This is a genomic window from Paraherbaspirillum soli (assembly GCF_042654985.1).
GTDB classification, from domain to species: Bacteria; Pseudomonadota; Gammaproteobacteria; order Burkholderiales; family Burkholderiaceae_D; genus Paraherbaspirillum; species Paraherbaspirillum soli.
The window spans coordinates 29,535-48,237 of record NZ_JBHSMT010000024.1; the positions used below are offsets into that span (position 1 = coordinate 29,535).

Annotated in this window: 12 protein-coding genes; 8 read left to right on the top strand and 4 right to left on the bottom strand. The window is 59.3% G+C overall.

What is annotated here, in order from left to right; translation table 11 throughout:
* Positions 1-566: 566 nt before the first annotated feature.
* Complete coding sequence (locus ACFPM8_RS13240) at positions 567-941, bottom strand: hypothetical protein (protein WP_378998028.1); 375 nt, start codon at positions 939-941, stop codon at positions 567-569.
* A 142-nt stretch (positions 942-1,083) separates the two neighbouring features.
* Between ACFPM8_RS13240 and ACFPM8_RS13245 the strand changes: the two genes are divergently transcribed.
* The 3 genes from ACFPM8_RS13245 to hrpA all read left to right on the top strand — a co-directional run bounded on the left by ACFPM8_RS13245 (position 1,084) and on the right by hrpA (position 5,903).
* Positions 1,084-1,293: a DNA-binding protein gene (locus tag ACFPM8_RS13245; RefSeq protein ID WP_378998029.1), complete on the top strand. Its 210-nt coding sequence runs from the start codon at positions 1,084-1,086 to the stop codon at positions 1,291-1,293.
* 14 nt (positions 1,294-1,307) lie between these two features.
* The gene (locus ACFPM8_RS13250) at positions 1,308-1,670 is read left to right on the top strand and encodes a hypothetical protein (protein ID WP_378998030.1); all 363 of its coding nucleotides are present in this window, start codon (positions 1,308-1,310) and stop codon (positions 1,668-1,670) included.
* Positions 1,671-1,886: 216 nt separating this feature from the next.
* Positions 1,887-5,903, top strand: a complete 4,017-nt coding sequence (hrpA, locus tag ACFPM8_RS13255; RefSeq protein ID WP_378998031.1) for an ATP-dependent RNA helicase HrpA — start codon at positions 1,887-1,889, stop codon at positions 5,901-5,903.
* A 230-nt stretch (positions 5,904-6,133) separates the two neighbouring features.
* Here the strand turns inward: hrpA and ACFPM8_RS13260 are convergent, their stop codons facing one another.
* Positions 6,134-7,606, bottom strand: a complete 1,473-nt coding sequence (locus ACFPM8_RS13260) for a lytic polysaccharide monooxygenase (RefSeq protein WP_378998032.1) — start codon at positions 7,604-7,606, stop codon at positions 6,134-6,136.
* Between the two features lie 202 nt (positions 7,607-7,808).
* Here ACFPM8_RS13260 and ACFPM8_RS13265 point away from each other — a divergent pair, with 202 nt between their 5' ends.
* Positions 7,809-8,648 (top strand): c-type cytochrome, encoded by an 840-nt coding sequence (locus ACFPM8_RS13265; RefSeq protein ID WP_378998033.1) that lies wholly within the window; start codon positions 7,809-7,811, stop codon positions 8,646-8,648.
* A 121-nt stretch (positions 8,649-8,769) separates the two neighbouring features.
* Positions 8,770-9,336 carry a dCTP deaminase gene (gene dcd, locus ACFPM8_RS13270; RefSeq protein WP_378998034.1) on the top strand — a complete coding sequence of 189 codons (567 nt, stop codon included), beginning with the start codon at positions 8,770-8,772 and terminating at the stop codon, positions 9,334-9,336.
* Positions 9,337-9,552: 216 nt separating this feature from the next.
* On the opposite strand, the gene ACFPM8_RS13275 is transcribed toward dcd, so the two are convergent.
* Positions 9,553-11,817 (bottom strand): Orn/Lys/Arg family decarboxylase, encoded by a 2,265-nt coding sequence (locus tag ACFPM8_RS13275; protein WP_378998035.1) that lies wholly within the window; start codon positions 11,815-11,817, stop codon positions 9,553-9,555.
* A gap of 268 nt (positions 11,818-12,085) precedes the next feature.
* Positions 12,086-12,571 carry a dihydrofolate reductase gene (locus ACFPM8_RS13280; protein ID WP_378998036.1) on the bottom strand — a complete coding sequence of 162 codons (486 nt, stop codon included), beginning with the start codon at positions 12,569-12,571 and terminating at the stop codon, positions 12,086-12,088.
* A 309-nt stretch (positions 12,572-12,880) separates the two neighbouring features.
* Here ACFPM8_RS13280 and ACFPM8_RS13285 point away from each other — a divergent pair, with 309 nt between their 5' ends.
* Genes ACFPM8_RS13285 through ACFPM8_RS13295 form a run of 3 tightly spaced genes read left to right on the top strand, consistent with a single transcriptional unit; the run spans position 12,881 to position 18,641 of the window.
* Complete coding sequence (locus ACFPM8_RS13285; protein WP_378998037.1) at positions 12,881-14,449, top strand: glucan biosynthesis protein G; 1,569 nt, start codon at positions 12,881-12,883, stop codon at positions 14,447-14,449.
* Complete coding sequence (gene mdoH / locus ACFPM8_RS13290; RefSeq protein ID WP_378998038.1) at positions 14,422-17,013, top strand: glucans biosynthesis glucosyltransferase MdoH; 2,592 nt, start codon at positions 14,422-14,424, stop codon at positions 17,011-17,013. Before ACFPM8_RS13285 ends, mdoH begins: the two co-directional genes overlap by 28 nt.
* Before the next feature lie 29 nt (positions 17,014-17,042).
* The gene (locus ACFPM8_RS13295; RefSeq protein WP_378998039.1) at positions 17,043-18,641 is read left to right on the top strand and encodes an OpgD/OpgG family glucan biosynthesis protein; all 1,599 of its coding nucleotides are present in this window, start codon (positions 17,043-17,045) and stop codon (positions 18,639-18,641) included.
* The last annotated feature ends 62 nt before the right edge of the window (positions 18,642-18,703 follow it).

An 18,703-nucleotide genomic window follows, 5' to 3' on the forward strand; every position in this document is an offset into this window, starting at 1 on the left:
GTCAGGTCCCCAAATGTGTCGTCTATCAGTCGGGTGTGAAGACAAACTCGCCTTCGGCTCAAACATGTCTTCCCACAATTCCCGACTGACAGCCGCCACATTTGGCAGCGTCCCAATGCGGAATTCAACGTCAACAACAACCCCTCGGCGCTCTGTGGTTCGTCAATCGGGGACACAGTAATTCGGCACGCTACGGTGCCTTTTAAACTATGCCCCCGATTAACTACTACGTGCGTAGGGCGGATGAGCGTAGCGTTATCCGCCGCTCGATGTACCGCATGAGATTGACGCATATAAAACGGCGGAAGGCGCTGCGCTTTTCCTCCCTACATAACCGGAAAGCCCAACATTTTCACCGCCATCGCAGCAAACATTGGGCTTTGCGATCCAAGCTACCGACGCTCTTTTATAAATTGTTCATTGGATCAACGGCAACCGCAGCAGCAACGTCAAACCCCACAGCTTCTGTAGTTAATCGGGGACACAGTAATTCGGTACGCCGCGGCGCCTCATAAACTATGTCCCCGATTAACTACGCAATTTGATGAATAGCCATCAATTCAACTTCAATTGGACTTCAATTTCTTGGCGTGAGAAGGGCTCGTTGTGGGGGGAGATTGCTCGTCTTCACTAGCGCTTGCTGCCATTGAAATTTCAGGCAGAAGAGTTATAACCATCTGAGCAAATTGGTCTGGATTGATTTTGATTTTGCTCGCATTCACCATTTCAAATGCGCTACGTGCCGCCGTGCGAACCGCGTCAGTTGATGCGCCGACGATACTTCCCCCGCTCTGTATACCTGTAATGACGAACTGAATATCAACGCCAGATTTAAACAGGGCTTCTAGATAGTCCGCTGAGGGAAAACGCTCACCCGATTCATAGAGGAGCTGGGTTTTTTTCGTGACGCCACCGATCGCGCTGAAATCTGTTTGGTTCATTCCAAGGCGCGAACGTTCGCTTTTTAATCTCGTCCCAATAGACACCAAAAGTCTCCAAAAAAACTCTTTACAAGTAAACCAAATGGTTACATAATTAATACTTCAATAAGGCACCATTCGGTGTCCAAATGAGGGGCTAACTATGACAGGCGAGCAAGTAAAGCGCAAGTTGCGCCAGCAAGGAACGACGATGCGCCAATGGGCGCATGAGCATGGATTCAATTACACCCTGGTGTCGCGCATTATCCGCGGCGTCCAGAAGGGAAATTTCGGCAAGGGGCATCAGGTCGCAGTCGCCCTTGGCATGAAAGAAGAGTCGCAAACCGTTTCAACCCACTATGAAAACGCTTAACTCCAGGAGCTTGTATGACCTACGCTAAAAAGCCGGATCAAACTTTCATCTTCCCACCTGTACGCGACACGCCTGAACCCGAAGCCCTGCACAAGCCGTTCTCCTGGCTGGTCGAGGCGCTACGGCACGATGCGGACGCGCTACGCTCATCCAAAACCAAAAACTACTGCTTGGGCATCCAAACCTGTCTGGAGCTGATCCACGCCACTGACCTGGCCAGCGGCATTTATGCCGACCCGGCACACCCGCCGCTGCTGAGCGTCACCGCCCGCGAGCGGTTGATGCTGTTTGCGATCGACGCTTGCGGCGATCTGGCGGAAACGGCTGCTGCGGATATCGAGCGCCGCAATGCCAAGCACGTAAAAGAACGTCGATAAGTCCGTAGGTCGGAAAAGCGCAGCGTCTTCCGACGTTCTGTGCGAATCGCCGAAAAGGCCAAGGGCTTGACCGGCTGATGCGATTCACGCCGTCGGAAGGCGCTACGCTTTTCCGACCTACGTATCTCGGGCTGGCTCCAGCGATTAAAGATTCAAGAATTTTCTTGAATCGCCTCTATACAGAGTGGCGATGCCGCTCTGTATAATCCCATCCTCATGTCAGCACCAGAATCCACCAAACCATCGCGGTCATCCGATCGCCCAAGCCCCCAACGCAGCGGCCCCCGTTCGTCGCAGCCGCGCTCCGGGTCACCTCGTCCAGAATCCGCGCGTTCCAATGCGCCGCGGCCGGCGCCTGAGCGCAATCCCTTGCCGCCTATCGTCTTTCCCGAAGAATTGCCGGTGTCCGGCAAGCGCGATGAAATCTCTGCCGCCATCAGTGCGCATCAGGTCATCATCGTGTGCGGTGAAACCGGGTCCGGCAAAACCACGCAGTTGCCCAAAATCTGCCTTGAGCTGGGCCGCGGGCAAACCGGTCTGATCGGTCACACCCAGCCGCGCCGGATTGCCGCGTCCTCGACCGCCAAGCGGATCGCGCAGGAACTCAATTCGCCGCCGGGTGAGCTGGTCGGCTACAAGGTGCGTTTCAACGACACGCTGAGCAAAGGCGCCTGGGTCAAATTGATGACCGACGGCATCTTGCTGGCCGAGACCCAGACCGATCCCTTGCTGCGCCAGTACGACACCATCATCATTGATGAGGCGCATGAGCGCAGCCTGAATATCGACTTCTTGCTCGGCTACCTGAAGCAGTTGCTGCCCAAACGCCCCGATCTGAAAGTCATCATCACTTCGGCGACGATTGATGCCGACCGCTTTGCCCGTCACTTCGGCCAGCCGGAGCGGCCGGCCCCGGTGATCGAGGTATCCGGGCGGCTGTATCCGGTCGAAGTGCGCTATCGGCCGGTCGACAATGCCGATCGCAGCGGCATCAATCCGGCCGCTGCGGCGGCCAAGCCGAATGCGGCCCCCAGCGCAGCCCAGCGCGACCGCGATCAACGCGACCTGATGGATGCGGTGGTCGATGCGGTGGATGAACTGGCGCGCATCGGTTCCGGCGATGTGTTGGTGTTCCTGCCCGGCGAGCGCGAAATCCGCGATGCGGCCGAGGCGCTGCGCAAGCATCATCCGGCCCATGTCGAGATCCTGCCGTTGTTCGCCCGCCTGTCGGCGCAAGAGCAGGAGCGGGTGTTCAAGATTTCCAATGCGCGCCGCATCGTACTGGCGACCAACGTCGCCGAGACGTCGCTGACCGTGCCCGGCATTCGTTACGTGGTGGATGCCGGTCTGGCGCGGGTCAAGCGCTACAGCTATCGCAACAAGGTGGAACAACTGCAGATCGAGCCGATCGCGCAGTCCGCCGCCAACCAGCGCGCCGGCCGTTGCGGCCGGGTCGCCGCCGGCGTTTGCATCCGGCTGTATGAAGAACAGGATTATCTGCAGCGGCCGAAATTTACCGAGCCGGAAATTTTGCGCTCGTCGCTGGCCTCGGTCATTTTGCGGATGAAATCGTTGCATCTGACCGATGTCGAAACCTTCCCGTTTATCGAGCCGCCGCCGGGCCGGGCCATCGCCGATGGCTACCAGCTGTTGCAGGAATTGGGCGCGGTCGACGACAACAATCAGCTGACCAAGACCGGCCGCCAACTGGCCAAATTGCCGCTCGATCCGAGAGTCGGCAGGATGATCCTGGCAGCGCTGGAAAACGTCTGCCTGAACGAAGTGCTGATCATCGCCGCCGCGTTGTCGGTGCAGGACCCGCGCGACCGGCCGCTGGAAGCGCAGGGCGCGGCGGATCAGGCGCACAAGAAATTTGCCGATGAAAAATCGGAATTCCAGAGCTATCTGAAAATCTGGAAATGGTTTGAAGAAGCGATCGAACACAAGAAAACCAATCGTCAGTTGCAGGACAACTGCCGCGCCAATTTCCTGTCGCAATTGCGGCTGCGCGAATGGCGCGATGTGCACTCGCAGCTGCTGACCATCGTGCGCGAGCAGGGCTGGCGTTTGAACGAGGCTCCCGCGACTTACGAGCAATTGCATTGCGCCTTGCTGACCGGCTTGCTCGGCAACGTCGGTTTCAAGGCCGAGGACGAGCCGCATTATCTGGGCGCGCGCGGCATCAAGTTCCATATCTGGCCCGGCTCGCATCTGCTGAAGAAGGCCGGCAAATGGACCATGGCGGCCGAGCTGGTCGATACCAGCCGCCTGTATGCGCGCTGCATCGCACAGATCCAGCCGGAATGGCTGGAGCGGGTCGGCGCCCATTTGCTGAAAAAATCGTATGGCGAACCGCGCTGGGAAAAACGCACCGCGCAAGTCTCGGCGTCCGAGCGGGCCACCCTGTACGGCCTGGTGGTGTATAGCCAGCGCCGGATCAATTTCGGCTTGATCAATCCGCAGGAGGCGCGCGAGATTTTTATCCGCGATGCGCTGGTCGGCGGCGAGTTCGATACCCGTGCGCCGTTCTTTGCGCATAACCAGAAACTGATACGCGAAATCGAGAACCTGGAGCACAAGTCGCGCCGTCTCGACGTGCTGGTGGATGAAGAGCTGATCGCGGCGTTTTACGACCAGCTGATTCCGGCCGATATCTGCAACGGCATCGCATTTGAAAAATGGCACAAGGAGGCCACCGCCAGCAGTCCCAAACTGCTGTTCCTGAATCGCGACGACTTGATGCGGCACGAGGCCGCCGGCGTCACCACCGAGCTGTTCCCCAAGGTGATGCGGGTGGCCGGCATCGAAATGGCGCTGTCCTACCACTTCGAGCCCGGCACGCCGCGCGACGGCGTGACCTTGACCGTGCCGCTGTATGCGCTGAACCAGGTCTACCTGGATCGTTGCGACTGGCTGGTGGCCGGCATGCTGAAGGAAAAAGTGCATCTGCTGCTGAAGTCATTGCCGCAGAAACTGCGCCGCAACTGCGTGCCGCTGCCGGATTACGCCGCCGGCTTTTGCGAGCGAATCCAGGCTCGGCATGCCTTCGGCCACGGCAATCTGCTGGATGCGCTGATCGCCGACATCCGCAGCGAAACCACGGTCGCCGTACGCAGCACCGACTTCAAGCTGGAAACCTTGCCGGCCCATCATTCGATGAATTTCAAGGTGGTCGACGAACATGGCAGGCAGTTGGACATGGGCCGCAATCTGGCGGCACTGCAAGCCGAGCTTGGCGGTCAGGCGCGCGAGAGTTTCCAGAAGCTGGCGGAAAAGACCGCAGTGGCTGGCAGCGAGCAGGCTGTTATCGAAAATGCGCCGCCGGCCAAGCAGGGAAGTGCGACCAAACCGGCTGCGCAGGCCGGCAGCGGTACTCCAGCCCAATTCAGCAACCTGACCAGCTGGACCTTTGGCGAGCTGCCGGAACTGCTGGAAATCCAGCAGGGCAAGCAGACCTTGATCGGCTTTCCGGCGCTGGTCGACAAGCAGTCGCATTGCGACCTCGAAGTGTTCGACGACCCGAATGAGGCGGCGCGGATACACCGGCTGGGATTGCGCCGCCTGTTTGCGTTGCAGTTGAAAGAGCAGTTGAAATTTTTGGAGAAGAATATCCCCGGGCTGCAGCAAATGGGGATGCAATTCATGGCGCTCGGCTCGCAGGAAGAGTTGCGCGACCAGATCATTTTCGCCGGTCTGGAACGCGCCTGTCTGCAAGCGCCGTTGCCAAAGAATGCGGCGGAATTCAACCAGCGCAAGGATGAAGGCAAGTCGCGCCTGGGTTTGCTGTGCAATGAAATCGCCCGTTTGGCATCGCTGATCCTGACCGAATATCATGGCTTGCCGAAGAAGCTGCAAGGGGCCAAGGGTCATGCGCAGGCGGTGGCCGATATGCAGTCGCAGCTGCAAAATCTGGTCGGCAAACGCTTTATTGCCGATAACGATTACGCCAACCTGACGCATTTCCCGCGCTACCTGAAAGCCGTCAACGTCCGCCTGGAAAAGCTGCGCGCCGACCCGGTCCGCGACGCACGGCTGATGAGTGAATGGGCGCAAGCGGCGACATCGTGGCAACGGGCGCCCCGCCAAAGCAATCGCGGCGCCGATCCGAAAATGCAGGAATTTCGCTGGCTGCTGGAAGAGTTGCGGGTATCGCTGTTCGCGCAGGAATTGAAGACGCCGATGCCGGTGTCGGTCAAGCGCCTGCAAAAAGTGTGGGAATCGATGCAGCGCTGATGCCAGGTGAATGACGTAGGTCGGAAAAGCGCAGCGCCTTCCGACGCTGCTGACGAAGAGCAAGGAAATGCCGCATGCCTTGCCAACGGATAAGGCGCACTGCGATGTCGGAAGGCGCTACGCTTTTCCGACCTACGATTCCATATGGCTGGATCCAGTAAATTCCGATGATAAAAAAAGGCCGCTTCTTCGCCAGAAGAAGCGGCCTTGATTTTCAAGCTGGCACTGCGTTATTTACACGCGGCAGCACCTTCGTCCTTCCACACCTTGCCGGAACCATCGGCGCCAGTGTTTGCAGCGTTGCCCGGTTCGCTGTTCTGGGTCCACCAGCGGGCGCTGTAGATCTTGCCCTTGTGCTGGACCTTGGCGCCGCCGTTATAAGCCGTACTTGGGTTGTACGCCGGCTGGCACTGAGCACTATCGGAGCCGCCGCTCTGACCGCCGCTCAATTTGACTTCAAACGACTTCTGCTCCAGCTTGCCGCCTTCTTCTCTTGAAGTGACAACCAAGGTATGCTCGCCCGCCACTGCCGGCGACGCGTCAATGCTTACCGTGGCAGAGCGGTCGATAACGGCTGAAGAGAAACCAACCATTTCATTCTGCTTGTTGTAGAGCTTGCTGTCGATCATCGATTTTTTGCCCACGGTGACGAAGAAGTCGACCTTGGCCTTGCCGTTTTCGATGGAATAATTGTTCTTCGGCGTGACGCTGAAGTCGTTGTTGTCGACTGGCGGCTGCTTGGCATCCACCTGGATCTCGATGCTGGTGATGCCGCTGCCGTCCTTGGCAAACAGATCGTTCTTGCCCGCAACCGGTGCGATAGAGCCGTTGCTGCCGAGCACGCCGGCCATCATCGTGGTCTGGCGCTTGTTGATTTCTTTCGCCAACTGCAGTGGCCAGCTGTTGCGTGCGCCGCTTGCATCGGAGGCGATCGTAATTGATGTGCTGAGGCTGGCTACTTCGCCGTTGGACTTGAATACGCGGGTCTTGACCTTGTCGCCGGCCTTCAGGTCGCCGTCCGGATGGATATCGCCGACGTCTTTCCAGGTCGGCACGCCTGCCGGCGGGGTTGTGCCGCCGCCGCCATCGCCGGCGCCGATGTTCAGGTCGACCACATTGTAGAAAGTCTTGCTGGTGTCGCCTACGTCCCATGCCACGAGCATGACATGGTAGCCGCTGCGGTCATTCGGCACGTTGCAATTGAAAGAAAGATCCGAGGGCGGCATTTTCTGGCCGTAGTCGGTTTCGCAGAACGGTTTTGAATCGAAGGTGTCGCGAGTCAGCGGCAGGTTGGGATTCCAGCCTTGTTTGGTCAGGAAGAAGCGATAGTCCTTGGTCTTGTGGGTCGCGGTGTGGTGCCAGGTAAATTTATTCGCACCGGTCTTGATCGTGTTTTTCTTCCAGCGGTCGGCGGTTTGCTCGTCCAGGTTCTCGTAAGCGTAAACGCCGCCCGATGCCACTTTGCCGGCGGATTGTGCCGATTCGAAGAAGCCATCCTCGCCTTCGACGCCTTGCGGGGTGGTCCTGATTGCGCCCCAGCCGCCGCCGCAGTCGTTGGCGCCGCTATTGCACATCAACACCCGGCTGGGAGGGGTTTGTAAGTAACCATGGGCAGCGGCCTGCTGCGCGAACGCCATCGATAAGCAGGCGACCAGAGGGGACAGCAGCAGAAGCGTTTTGCTGCGCGAATTATTTTTTTGCATGTGAAAGTGCATCCTTTTGTGAGTAAATGGTTGGCCGTTGCAGGCGGACACGACAAACCCATGTGTCGCCTCCTCGGGGCATGATGTCGATTGCGTTTAGAGGTGCCCTTCAATCGAGCGCTCATTCTGAATGCGGCTTGCACAATGAGAAACATTTCTCAAAGATTGCTAAAATTCAGCCCGACCAATCAGGAGAACAGACATGTCAGGCAAGCCGCGCACTACCATTTCCCTCGCAATCGCGATTGTCGTCGCCTCGGCGCTGGCATTGCCCGTCGTCGCGCAGGCCGAAATCGCCGCAGCCGATTTCAATCCGCCCGAGGATGCCGCCATGCCGAATGGGCCGAAGGGCGAAGCGATCAGGGCTGGTCAGCGGTTGCTGACCGATACCCATAAACTGTTGCCGCAAAACGTGGGCAATGGATTGAATTGCACCAGCTGTCATCTGAACGGCGGCAAAACGCAGAATGCCGCGCCGTGGGTCGGCATCTGGGGCGTGTTCCCGGAATACCGCTCCCGCAGCGGCAAAGTGATCACCCTGCAAGAGCGCGTCAACGACTGTTTCCAGCGTTCGATGAACGGCAAGCCGCTGGCTTTCGATTCCAGGGAGATGAACGCGATCCTGTCGTATATGCAGTGGTTGTCGAGCACGGTGCCGACCAATGTCAGCGTCAAGGGGCGCGGCTTCGGCGCCATCGATCAAAAGCTGAAGCCGGATGCCAAGCACGGCGCTCAGGTGTACGCGGAGAAATGCGCCAGTTGCCACGCGGCCGATGGCGGCGGCCTCAAGAACCCGGCCGGCGGCTATGTGTTCCCACCGTTGTGGGGCGCGGACACGTTTAATGTCGGGGCCGGCATGGCGCGCACGTATACCGCGGCTGCATTCGTCAAACACAATATGCCGTTGGGGCAGGGCGGATCGCTGAGCGACCAGCAGGCGCTGGACATCGCCGAATTCTTTACGCATCAGCCGCGGCCGGCCTATGCCGGGCAAGCCGGGGATTGGCCGAACGGCGACCGGCCCAAGGATGCGCGCAATTAATTGTTGATGTTCGCTACGGCGATAGGTGTTTTAAGCCCGAATTGAGCATCGATTAGCGTAAAATGTCGCAAAATTTAGCTAATTTGGCTATGTGAAACGAACAGAGTGCAAAGAGAAAGCAATGGCAATCAAATCTGACAAATGGATCCGCCGCATGGCGCAGGAAACCGGCATGATCGAGCCGTACGAGCCGGGCCAGGTGCGCGAGGCCAACGGCCACAAGATCGTTTCCTACGGAACTTCGTCGTATGGCTACGATATTCGCTGCGCCGACGAATTCAAGATTTTCACGAATATCAATTCGACCATCGTCGATCCCAAGAACTTCGACGAAAAATCGTTTGTCGATTTCAAAGGCGATGTCTGCATCATCCCGCCCAATTCATTCGCGCTGGCGCGCACGATGGAATATTTCCGCATCCCGCGCAGCGTGCTGACCATTTGCCTCGGCAAGTCGACTTACGCCCGTTGCGGCATCATCGTCAACGTCACGCCGTTCGAGCCGGAATGGGAAGGTTATGTGACGCTGGAGTTTTCCAACACCACGCCGTTGCCGGCCAAGATTTACGCCGGCGAGGGCTGCGCCCAAGTGCTGTTCTTTGAAAGCGACGAGGTTTGCGAGACCTCCTACAAGGATCGCGGCGGCAAGTATCAGGGCCAGCACGGCGTGACTTTGCCGAAGACCTGATTACTGGATTCTTTAAAAAAAGCCCTGTGCGACGCTCAACACGTCGCACAGGGCTTTTTGCTTTTTGGTACTTGTAAATTACTTCTGGGCGCCTCTAAAAACCGCGAGCGGCTCAAGGTCGGGGCGACGATGTTGCAACACCTGCAGCCGTACTCCTGTACGGCGAGCATCACAGCCCCGAGATTGGGCCGCGCAGTAGGTTTTTAGAGGTGCCCGTTACTGTCTCACGCAATCCACGAAATAATCGCGCTTGCCGTTCACTTCCCGTTTGACCAAGCCATGCACGTCGGTTTCGAAGCCTGGGAATTTCTCGTTGAAATCGCGAGCGAATTTCAGGTAGTCGACGATGGTCTTGTTGAAGCGCTCACCTGGAATCAACAGCGGGATGCCCGGAGGGTAAGGCGTCAGCAGGATAGAGGTGACGCGGCCTTCGAGTTGGTCGAGCGGCACCCGTTCGATTTCGCGATGCGCCATCTTGGCGAATGCATCCGATGGTTTCATCGCCGGCTGCATGTCGGACAAATACATCTCCGTAGTCAGGCGCGCCACGTCGTGTGCGCGATAGGTTTCGTGGATCTGCTGGCACAGGTCGCGCAGGCCGAGACGCTCATAGCGCGCGTTCTTGCCCTGGTTGGCGGCCGCGAACTCGGGCAGGATGCGCCAGATCGGCTGGTTCTTGTCGTAGTCGTCCTTGAACTGCTGCAGCGCGGTCAGCAGCGTGTTCCAGCGGCCCTTGGTGATGCCGATGGTGAACATGATGAAGAACGAATACAGGCCGCACTTTTCGACGATAACGCCGTGCTCGGCCAGGTATTTGGTGACGATCGAGGCCGGGATGCCGTTTTCGCCGAACTTGCCTTCGAGCGACAGGCCGGGGGTGACGATGGTGGCCTTGATCGGGTCCAGCATGTTGAAATTGGGCGCCAGGTTGCCGAAGCCGTGCCAGTCGTCCTCGGCCCGGATGATCCAGTCTTCGCGGCTGCCGATGCCGTCTTCGGCGAAGCTGTTCGGACCCCAGACCTGGAACCACCAGTCCTTGCCCCATTCTTCGTCGATCTTCTTCATCGCGCGACGGAAATCCAGCGCTTCCAGGATGCTTTCTTCAACCAGTGCGGTGCCGCCCGGCGCTTCCATCATGGCCGCCGCGACGTCGCAGGAGGCAATGATCGAGTACTGCGGCGAGGTCGAGGTATGCATCAGGTAGGCCTCGTTGAAAGCATCCTGGTCGAGCTGCACGGTTTCCGATTCACGCACCAGGATTTGCGATGCCTGCGACAGGCCGGCCAGCAATTTATGCGTCGACTGGGTCGAGAAGATCATCGACTTCTTGGCGCGCGGACGGTCCTTGCCGATCGCGTGCATGTCTTTGTAGAAGTCATGGAAGGTGGCGTGCGGCAGCCATGCTTCGTCGAAATGCAGGGTTTCGATTTCGCCGTCCAGCATGTCTTTCAGCGTTTCGACGTTATAGATCACGCCATCGTAAGTCGATTGGGTGATGGTCAAAATGCGCGGCTTTTTGTTTTTGGCTTCGCGTGCAAAAGGATTGGCTTCGATCTTTTTGCGGATGCTTTCGAGCGTGAACTCTTCCAGCGGAATCGGGCCGATGATGCCGAGGTGATTGCGGGTCGGCATCAGGAACACCGGGATCGCGCCGGTCATGATGATCGAATGCAGGATCGACTTGTGGCAGTTGCGGTCGACCACCACGATATCGCCCGGCGCCACGGTCGAGTGCCACACCATCTTGTTGCTGGTGCTGGTGCCGTTGGTGACGAAATAGCAGTGGTCGGCATTGAAGATGCGCGCCGCATTGCGTTCCGAGTCGGCCACCGGGCCGGTGTGGTCGAGCAACTGGCCGAGTTCTTCGACCGCGTTGCAGACGTCGGCGCGCAGCATGTTTTCGCCGAAGAACTGGTGGAACATCTGGCCGATAGGCGATTTCAGGAAGGCCACGCCGCCCGAGTGTCCGGGGCAGTGCCACGAGTAGGAACCGTCCTGGGCGTAATGCACCAGAGCGCGGAAGAACGGCGGCGACAAGCCGTCCAGATACGACTTCGCTTCGCGGATGATGTGGCGGGCGACGAACTCCGGGGTGTCTTCAAACATGTGGATGAAGCCGTGCAGTTCGCGCAGGATGTCGTTGGGAATATGGCGCGAGGTGCGGGTCTCGCCATACAGATAGATCGGGATGTCGGCATTCTTGTGGCGGATTTCTTCGACAAAGGCGCGCAATGATTTGAGCGCGTTGTCGGTTTCCTCGAACGACCCGGTGCCGAATTCTTCGTCGTCGATCGACAGGATAAAGGCCGATGCCCGCGACTGCTGCTGGGCGAACTGGGACAGGTCGCCGTAGCTGGTCACGCCCAGCACTTCCATGCCTTCTTGTTCCATTGCATCGGCTAATGCGCGGATGCCGAGGCCGGACGTGTTTTCGGAGCGGAAATCTTCGTCAATGATGACGATCGGGAAGCGGAATTTCATCAAGGTCTCCAAGAGACGGTGGTTGATAACAAACCACGAATAATCGCGGCGAACAAAAACGCTAATAGTAATGGCGATCGGATCTGGATGTTGCCTTGCAGCACAAAATAAATTGCCGGGCCAGTGCTTGGTTCATCGCCGCATGCGACAGGCGATGCCAAAAAAACGAAAGCCGAATTCTCGCAGATATGCGGGAAATTGGGGAAAAGATAGCTAAAAATCTGTTGCGAATAACAGATGTTGTTTAGCTATCAATTTGGAGCTCAGGTCAGCGCCGTTGATACACCACAAAAGCGTAGTCCAGGCCGTTGGCGGCGGAGTGATGGTTTTCGCGCGAGACTTCCTGCCATTGCTGCCGGTCGAACGGCGGGAAGAAGGCGTCGCAATCGAAACTTTGCGCGATTTCGGTGACGATCATGCGCTCCGCCATGGCCTGCGCGGCAGCATAGATTTCAGCGCCGCCGATGATGAACGCTTCGGCAGCGCCGACCATGGCCGCTGCCGCCGCCAGCGATGGCGCGCTTTCGACGCCGTCGTGACGCCAGTCCGGATTGCGGGTGATGACGATATTGCGCCGGTTAGGGAGCGCTCGGCCGATGGAGTCGAAAGTCTTGCGGCCCATGATGATCGGATGGCCCGACGTGGTGCGCTTGAAATGCGCCAGATCCTCCGGCAAATGCCAGGGCAGGGTGTTGCGTATGCCAATGCCGCGGTGGGCATCCATGGCGACGATGATGGTCAGGCTAGAACTCATGGGCGGTGGTAGATTGGCCTGAAATAGTCAAGCGTAAATAGGAAAGGTCAAGGAAAGGGCAGATCTTACTATAAGTAACGGATGGAACTTTGTCCGCCTCCATGCGCTCTTAAGCGCTAACGCTGGATTTGCTTTATGGAAAACTCGTGGGCTAGCCAAGCGTCACAAATATGGATGTAAATTGTTACAGAATCGTTGCTTACTAGACATAAATATCAATGGAACACTGGTAAACTACCGCCTACTCGCGATGCCGCCGGAGCGGTATAGCCGAGCGGCTCATTCAAAGCAGTGTCAGATGGGAATCCAATGCATTTAAATTTGTTTCAGCGGACGCAGCCACGCATTGTCGCGTCAGCGCGTGCGCGGGTGGCGGTCGTGCCGCTTGCGCTCGCCCTGCTATTGCCGTGGGTGGCCGACAGCGCATCCGCGTTCGATTTCAACAACGTCGCCAGCCGCGCCAAGGAGCTGGCGGCGGCTTCGTACAGCAAGCCGGTCAGCAAGTTGCCGAAAGAGATCACCAGTCTCGACTACATGCAATACAAGGACATCCATTTCCGGCCGGAAAAATCGACCTGGCGCGACCAGAAGTTGCCGTTCGAACTGGCCTACTTCCATGAAGGATATGCGTTCGACCAGCCGGTAAAGATCAACGAAATCAACGGCAAGAGCGTGCGTGAAATCCGTTTCGATCCGCGCGATTTCGATTTCGGCGCGAACCGGGTCGACTCGCGCAAGCTGCGTAACCTGGGCTTTGCCGGGTTCCGCGTGCATTACCCGGTCAATACCGCCAAATATAAGGACGAGGTATTGTCGTTCCTCGGCGCCAGTTTTTTTAGGGGACTGGGCAAGGACCAAAACTACGGCTTGTCGGCACGCGGACTGGCGATTGATATGGCCCTGGGCTCCGGCGAGGAGTTTCCGCAATTTGTCGAATTCTGGGTCGAACGGCCGCAAGCGAACGCCAAGGAGTTGACGATTTACGCGCTGCTCAATTCGCGCCGCGTGACCGGCGCTTATCGCTTCGTGCTGAAACCCGGGGCGGATACCGCGATCGACGTCAAAGCCCGCTTGTACCTGCGCGAAAACGTCACCAAACTGGGCCTGGCGCCGCTGACCAGCATGTACCTGCACGGCGAAAACCAACGTACCCAGGGCGAGGACTACCGGCCCGAGGTGCATGACTCCGACGGCCTGTCGGTGGCCTCGGGCACCGGCGAGTGGATCTGGCGGCCGCTGGTCAATCCGAAGCGCATGCTGGTGACGTCGTATGCGCTGAGCAATCCGGCCGGGTTTGGCCTGATGCAGCGCGATCGCGATTTTGCCAATTACCAGGATCTGGATTCCCATTACGAAAAGCGTCCGAGCGCCTGGGTCCAGCCGAAAGGCAACTGGGGCGCAGGTCGGGTCGAACTGGTGCAACTGCCGACGCCGGACGAAACCAACGACAATATCGCCGCCTTCTGGGTGCCGGATAATCCGCCCAAGGTCGGCCAGCCTTTCGATCTGGAATACAGCTTGCTGTGGCAAAAAAATGCCGAAAAGCGGCCGCCGCTGTCATGGGTGGCGCAAACCCGGCGCGGCCAGGGCTATCAAAAGAAGACCGATGACAATAGCGTCGGCCTAGTGGTCGATTTCGAAGGGCCGGTATTTCAAAAACTGTCTGCCAAGACCCCGCCGGAAGCGGTGGTTAGCGTCGACGACAACGGCAAACTGCTGGACACCAAAGTGGTCAAGAACGAAGCTACCGGCGGCTGGCGCATGATGCTGCGGGTGCGCCGCAATGAAGACAACAAAGCTGTCGAATTACGCGGTTTCCTGCGTGGCGGCAGTACAACCTTATCTGAAACGTGGAGTTACATATTACCGCCCAACTAGTGCGCGACCAGGCGCACGAGTCGGCCACGCCGACCAATTGCAATCGTTATCTCGACCGTCTGCCATTGACGCCGGAGCAGCGCACGGCCTTGTCCGCGCGTTGCGATGCGGCGGCCGATGCGCCACTGGCCGCCCTGCATCAAGCGCTGGCCGAGAACGCTGCAACGGCGGCCGGCGCCGCCTTGCCCGACGTTAGCCCGGCCTACGGCTCGGTGGCGGCGCGACTGCAACTGGGGTTCGGCTTGCCAAACACTGAGGCCGACCAATCCGGTCCGGCCATCAGCACCGACGCCTGCGGCCGGACCCGGGTCCAGATTGCGCCGCCGCTGAAGCGGACCCCGATTGTCGCCCACCCGTGGGGTACGCTGAACCCGCTGGTGCGCTGGGTCGACAGGGCGAATAAAAAATTCGACCTGCGCCCGCTCACCACACCGCGCCGCCATAAAAAACAGCTGCGTTCGAGCGCCGGCGCGCAAGCGTTGCCGGAACCGCAAACGCCAGCCGCGAGCGACAGCCAGGATCACCATAAAAGCACGCTGCGCGGCAATATGCGGCGCATCGTGCTGCTGATCCTGATGCTGGCGCAGACCGCGCTGGCAAGCTATTTCATGAGCGCGGTGCTGCCTTACCACGGCGCCAAGCCGCTGGAAATGGTCACGCTGGGGCTGTTTGCGCTGCTGTTTTGCTGGGTTTCGGCCGGCTTCTGGACCGCGATGGCAGGCTTCCTGGTCTTGATGCGGGGCACCGACCGCTATGTGATTTCACGCGAAGACGCGGCCCCCGGCCCGATTGCTGCCGATGCCAGGACCGCCATCGTGATGCCGATCTGTAACGAGGACGTGACCCGCGTCTTCGCCGGACTGCGCGCCACCTACGAGTCGGTGGCCAACAGCGGCGAACTCGACCACTTTGATTTCTTCGTCCTCAGCGACAGCGGCGACAGCGATATCTGCACCGCCGAACTGGATGCCTGGAGCAGCCTGTGCCGCACGGTCGGCGGCTTCGGCCGCATCTTCTATCGGCACCGCCGGCGCCGGGTCAAGCGCAAGAGCGGCAACATCGACGATTTTTGCCGGCGCTGGGGCGCCAACTATCGCTACATGATCGTGCTGGATGCCGACAGCGTGATGAGCGGCACCTGCCTGGCGACGCTGGTGCGGCTGATGGAATCCAATCCGACCGCCGGCATCATCCAGACCGCGCCGCGCGCCGCCGGCCGCGACACCCTGTATGCCCGGATCCAGCAATTCTCGACCCGCGTCTACGGCCCCTTGTTCACCGCTGGCTTGCACTACTGGCAACTGGGCGAATCGCACTATTGGGGACATAACGCCATCATCCGCCTGCAACCGTTCATGCAGCATTGCGCATTGGCGCCGCTGCCGGGCGAAGGCTCGCTGGCCGGCGAGATTTTGTCGCACGATTTTGTCGAAGCGGCGCTGATGCGGCGCGCCGGCTGGGGCGTCTGGATCGCCTATGACCTGGCCGGCAGTTACGAAGAAATGCCTCCCAATTTGCTGGATGAGCTCAAGCGTGACCGTCGCTGGTGCCAAGGCAACCTGATGAACTTCCGGCTGTTCCTGGCGAGCGGCATGCATACCGTCCATCGGGCGGTGTTCGTGACCGGCGTGATGGCTTATTTGTCGGCTCCGCTGTGGTTCCTGTCGCTGGTACTGTCCACTATCCTGCTGGCGATGCACACGCTGATCGCACCGGAATACTTCGTGACCCCGGGGCAGTTGTTCCCGGTCTGGCCGGAATGGCATCCGGAACGGGCGCTGGCCTTGTTCACCGCCACCGCGACCTTGCTGTTCCTGCCCAAGATCCTCAGCGTGGTGTTGATCTGCGCCAAAGGCGCACGTGAGTTCGGCGGCGGATTGCGGCTGACTGTCAGCATGCTGATCGAATTGCTGTTCTCGATGCTGCTGGCGCCGGTGCGCATGCTGTTCCATACCCGCTTCGTGGTCGCCGCATTTCTCGGCTGGGCCATCAGCTGGAAATCGCCGCCGCGCGAAGACGCCGAAACCAGTTGGGGCGAAGCCTGCCGCCGACATGGCTGGCATACCGTGCTGGGTCTGGTCTGGGGCAGCGGCGTGTATTGGCTGGAGCCGGGTTTCCTGTGGTGGCTGCTGCCGATTGTCGGCTCGCTGATGCTGTCGATCCCGATCTCGGTGTTTTCCAGCCGGGTGTCGCTCGGCCGCGGTTTCCGCCGCGCCCGGTTGTTCGTGATCCCGGAGGAGGTCGACCTGCCGTCGGAACTGGCCGCCACTACCGTCTACAACGACAACGGCAAAGCGCTGGCCGGCTTCAACCAGGCGGTGCTCGACCCGCTCGTCAACGCCTTGCTGTGCGCGGCGCTGACCGCCCGCCCAGGCGTGCCGGCCAACACCCGGGCGGCGCGCGCAACGCTGGTGCAGAGCGCATTGCAAGACGGCCCGGACAGCTTGTCGCAGAAACAAAAAAACGCCTTGCTGGACGACCCGCTGATGCTGTCGCAATTGCATTTCGAAGTGTGGAGTTCGAACCAGGCGCATCAGCGCTGGCAAGAATTGCTGATGGCTTGACTGTCTCTTAGAAACAAGGATTAGGTACGATGCAACGACGCGATTTTTTGAAAGCGTCGGCGGCCCTGGCAGCCGCTGGCTTCCCGGCAAGTTCGCTGCTGGCGGCAGCGGCGGCCCCGGATAAACTGAGTTTCCTGGGCCAGCCGAAAGCCTTCGATTACGCCTGGCTCAAAGGCCACGCCAGACACCTGGCCGGCCAGCCTTACCGAGCGCCGGAAAGCCATGTTCCGGAGCAAGTCAAGGCACTCGATTGGGAGCAGTATCAGGCGATCGGCTACCGCGCCGATCATGCGCTGTGGGCCAACGATCAATTGCCATTCCAGGTCAAATTCTTTCACCTCGGCTTGTACTTCAAGACCCCGGTCCGGATTCATGAACTGAAGAACGGCCAGGCGCAGCAACTGGCCTACGACCCGGCCATGTTCAACTACGGCAAAAGCGGCTTGCATGCGGCACAAATGCCTAAGGACCTCGGCTTCGCCGGATTCCGGGTCAATGCGCATACCGACCTGGAACGCGACATCACTGCATTTCTGGGCGCCAGCTATTTCCGCGCCGTCGGCGTCGAGGGCCAATACGGTTTATCGGCACGTGGCCTGGCGATCGACAGCGGCATGCAGCGGCCGGAAGAGTTTCCGGTGTTCACCGACTTCTGGCTGGAACGGCCGGCCAAAAATGCCGGCAAGCTGGTGGTGTACGCCTTGCTCGATTCGCCCAGCGTGGCCGGGGCTTATCGCTTTGAAATCCAGCCCTCGGCGACGCTGGTGATGGAGGTCGATGTCGCGCTGTATCCGCGCAAGACCATCGAACGGATGGGCGTGGCGCCGCTGACCAGCATGTTCCAATACGCGGAAAACGACCGCCGCCCGAAAGCGTCCAACGACTGGCGGCCCGAGATCCACGACTCCGACGGCTTAGCCATGCAGCGCGGTAACGGCGAGTGGATCTGGCGGCCGTTGACCAACCCCGAACAAGTGCGTTTCAACGCCTATCAGGATGAGAGCCCGCGCGGCTTCGGCCTGCTGCAACGCGACCGCAACTTCGACCATTACCAGGACGACGGCGTGTTCTACGACCGCCGCCCCAGCCTGTGGGTGGAACCGAAATCCGGCTGGGGCAAAGGTTCGGTGCAACTGGTCGAAATCCCGACCGTCGACGAAACCTTCGACAATATCGTCGCCTTCTGGAACCCGGCCGACAAGCCGCAAGCAGGGCAGGAATATCTGTTCGGCTATCGCCTGCATTGGGGCAGCAAGATGCCATCCACGCCGCCGCTGGCGCAAGTGGTGGCGACCCGTACCGGCCTGGGCGGCGTGGTCGGCCACAACCGGACCTACTATTCGTGGCGTTTCGCGGTCGATTTTGCCGGCGCCAACCTAGCCCAGCTGGGCAAGGAGGCCAAGGTGCAAGCCGTCATCAGCGCCTCGCGCGGCAAGGTCGAAATCACCTCGGCCCGTCCGCTCGATGCGATACACGGCTACCGCGCAATGTTCGACATCAAGCCGACCGACGACAGCGTCGCGCCGATCGACTTGCGGCTCTACCTGGCCGCCGCCGACGGTAGACCGTTGAGCGAGACCTGGCTGTATCAATGGACCCCGCCGGCAGCGGCTCAGCGGGTTTTTTGATCTGCAGCAGGTTTGACATTGAAAATCGGACTTTCTTTTTTTCTGATTTGATGGTGCGCATT